Genomic DNA, 2,870 nt, shown 5'->3' with positions numbered 1-2,870 from the left:
CAAGGCCGTGCAGCAGCTCGACCAGGTGATCCAGCAGAACGCCTCGGCCTCGGAAGAGATGGCCTCCACCTCGGAGGAGCTCTCCAGCCAGGCCGAACAGCTGCTCTCCACCGTGAGCTTCTTCAGGCTCAAGGGCGGCTCCTCCCTGCGCCGCCAGGCCCCCCGCGCCCTGCCCGGCGGACACGCCGCCCCGGCCCCGCGCAAGGCCGCGTCCAAGCCCTCGGTCCGCAAGCCCGGCAAGGGCGTCACCCTGGACCTGGGCGCGGGCGACCACGACGACGACTTCGAGAAATTCTAGCCAGGGGAGCGGACCGTGAGCGAAACCACCAATCAGTACCTGACGTTCACCCTGGGCGAGGAGGTCTTCGCCCTGGACATCGCCAGCGTGCGCGAGGTCCTGGAGTACACCACCATCACCAAGGTGCCGCGCACCCCGGACTACATCCGGGGCGTGATCAACCTGCGCGGACGCGCCGTGCCCGTGGTGGACGTGCGCCTGAAGTTCGGCATGGCCGAGACCACGCGCACCGTGAACACCTGCATCATCATCGTGGAGGTCTCCCTGGGCGGCGAGGAGACGGTCCTGGGCGCGCTGGCCGACTCGGTGAAGGAAGTGATGGACATCGAGCCCAAGGACATCGAACCCGCGCCCCGCATGGGCACGTCCATCAAGGCGGACTTCATCCAGGGCATCGGCAAGCACCAGGAGGAGTTCATCATCATCCTGGACATCGACAAGGTGTTCACCGAGGCGGAGCTGACGCACATCGGCGCGGCGGCCGGGGGGGACTCCCAGGACGCGGCCTGAGCCGCACGGCGGCGAACCGCCCGCCACGCGCCCCGGCGCAGGCGACGCACGAGAACGTGCGCGTCACGCCGTGAGGCCCCGGCCCTCCCGGCGTGACGCGGTTGCTTCCGGGCGCGGCGCGCGGCAGGGGTGCTTCCGGCCGCCGGGGGCCTAAAGAACCGCCCCCCGTCGGCCGATGAGACATAAGGCCGCTCCGCCCCGGAGCGCCGTCAACGTCAGCGAGGCGCGCATGTCCACATCACCGACCAGCCCAGCCCGCATCCCGGACGCGAATCTGGTCAACCAGCTCATCCGGGAATACGCCGTGGAGAAGGCGGCGCAGCGCGCCGCCGAGGTGGACGCCTTCATCAACGCGCCCACCAAGATCAACCTGCTCATCCTGGAAGTGTTCAAGGGCCTGGTTTCCAACCGCGTGGCCTGAGGCGCGGCGAACCGCCCCGAAACGCGAAAGCCCCCGCAAGGGGGCTTTCGCGTTTCGGCGGGCAGGCGCGCCGCTTCGCGTCCGAAGAGCGCGTATCCGGCGTGGCCGGGCGCGGCGGACGCACGCCGCATCATGGCGTCCGGCAACGAACTTCCGGTCTGGGGCGGCGCGAGCCTAGAAATACCGCATGCTGGTCTTCTTGAACTCCCTGCGGCTTTCCAGCACGTCGTATTCGTCAAGCCCCGAGAGCCTGGCCAGTTCGGCCACGGTTTCGTCACAGGCCTGACGGCTTTTGGCGTGGACCATGGTGTAGAGGTTGTAGGGCCAGTCCATGCAGTTCACGCGGTGGTAGCAGTGGGAGATTTCGGGACGGGCCGCGAAGAAGGCCCCCATGCGCTCCATGTCTTCCGGGTCCACGAACCAGGCCACCATGGCGTTGGAGCCGTAGCCGGCCTTCTGGTGGCGCAGGGTGGCCCCGAAGCGGCGGATCTCGCCGCGTTCCTTCATGCCCCGGATCAGCTCCAGCACCTGCTCCAGGGTGGCCCCCGCCATGCGCGCCACCTCGGCGAAGGGCTCGGGGCCGTCGGGCAGATCGCCCTGCACGATGGACAGGATGCGCCGCTCCACCGCGCTGAACTCTTTGGCCTGGGACATGAAACCTCCTGGGAAGGGGCGTGGGATGCCCTTTCTCTCTACCGGGTTCATGTGGTAGATGCAATTGCCCAGACGCGGGGGCGTTGGCCCGCGCCATGCGAGGAGACAATCATGAACGTAGCGGTGATAGGCGGCGGCAGCTGGGGGACCACCCTGGCCGACCTGCTGGCAGGCAAGGGAGAGAACGTCACCCTCTGGGTGCGCGAGATGGAGCTTCTGGCCCAGATCAAGTCCACGGGCGAGAACGGATGGTACGTGCCGGGGGTGAAGCTCTCGCCCAACCTCCAGGTCTCGCTGGACCTGGAGCAGGCCTGCGCGGGCAAGGAACTCTTCGTCATGGCCCTTCCCAGCCAGTTCACGCGCGGCAAGCTGGGCGAGATGCGCGACTTCCTGCCCAAGAACCCGGCCATCGTCTGCGCCAGCAAGGGCATGGAACTCGACACCGGCAAGACCATGTCCGAGGTCTGCGAGGACGTGATGGGCGGGCGCAAGCACCGCTTCGCCGTGCTCTCCGGCCCAAGCTTCGCCTACGAGACCATCCGGCGCATGCCCACCGCCATCAGCCTGGGCTGCAAGGACAAGGACCTGGCCCGCGAGATCCAGCAGACCTTCGCCACCGACTCCTTCCGGGTCTACACCAACAAGGACGTGCGCGGCGTGGAGCTGGGCGGCGCGGTGAAGAACATCATCGCCATCGCGGCGGGCGTCTCCGACGAGCTGGGCTTCGGCGCCAACGGCCGCGCCGCGCTCATCACGCGCGGCCTGGCCGAGATGGCCCGCCTGGGCGCGAAGCTCGGGGCCGACCCCAAGACCTTCACCGGCCTCTCGGGCCTGGGCGACCTGGTGCTCACCTGCACGGGCGACCTCTCGCGCAACCGCCAGGTGGGGCGCAGGCTGGCCAAGGGCCAGAAGCTCATGGACATCCTCACGGAGATGCGCACCGTGGCCGAGGGCGTGAAGACCACCCAGGCCGTGCACGCCCTGGCG

The 2,870-nt window shown here is 68.6% G+C and carries 4 protein-coding genes and 1 pseudogene; 4 read left to right on the top strand and 1 reads right to left on the bottom strand.

The genetic code is table 11. The features are described 5' to 3' along the window. The 3 genes and pseudogenes from ACV4UX_RS18390 to ACV4UX_RS18380 form a co-directional block, all read left to right on the top strand. Positions 1–298: pseudogene (locus ACV4UX_RS18390) on the top strand (hypothetical protein); the annotation flags it as partial. A gap of 15 nt (positions 299–313) precedes the next feature. Further along, on the top strand, positions 314–808 hold the full coding sequence (locus tag ACV4UX_RS18385) for a chemotaxis protein CheW (protein WP_491594732.1): 495 nt from the start codon (positions 314–316) through the stop codon (positions 806–808). A gap of 229 nt (positions 809–1,037) precedes the next feature. Next, positions 1,038–1,229, top strand: a complete 192-nt coding sequence (locus ACV4UX_RS18380) for a hypothetical protein (protein ID WP_491594731.1) — start codon at positions 1,038–1,040, stop codon at positions 1,227–1,229. A 174-nt stretch (positions 1,230–1,403) separates the two neighbouring features. Here the strand turns inward: ACV4UX_RS18380 and ahbB are convergent, their stop codons facing one another. Continuing rightward, complete coding sequence (ahbB, locus tag ACV4UX_RS18375; protein WP_491594730.1) at positions 1,404–1,883, bottom strand: siroheme decarboxylase subunit beta; 480 nt, start codon at positions 1,881–1,883, stop codon at positions 1,404–1,406. 111 nt (positions 1,884–1,994) lie between these two features. Here ahbB and ACV4UX_RS18370 point away from each other — a divergent pair. After that, the coding region (locus ACV4UX_RS18370; protein WP_491594729.1) for an NAD(P)H-dependent glycerol-3-phosphate dehydrogenase at positions 1,995–2,870 on the top strand (876 nt) is incomplete at its 3' end.

This window comes from Fundidesulfovibrio sp. (assembly GCF_058402725.1).
The sequence above is the reverse complement of the archived record's forward strand: the minus strand, read 5'-3'. Positions and strand labels throughout refer to the sequence as shown.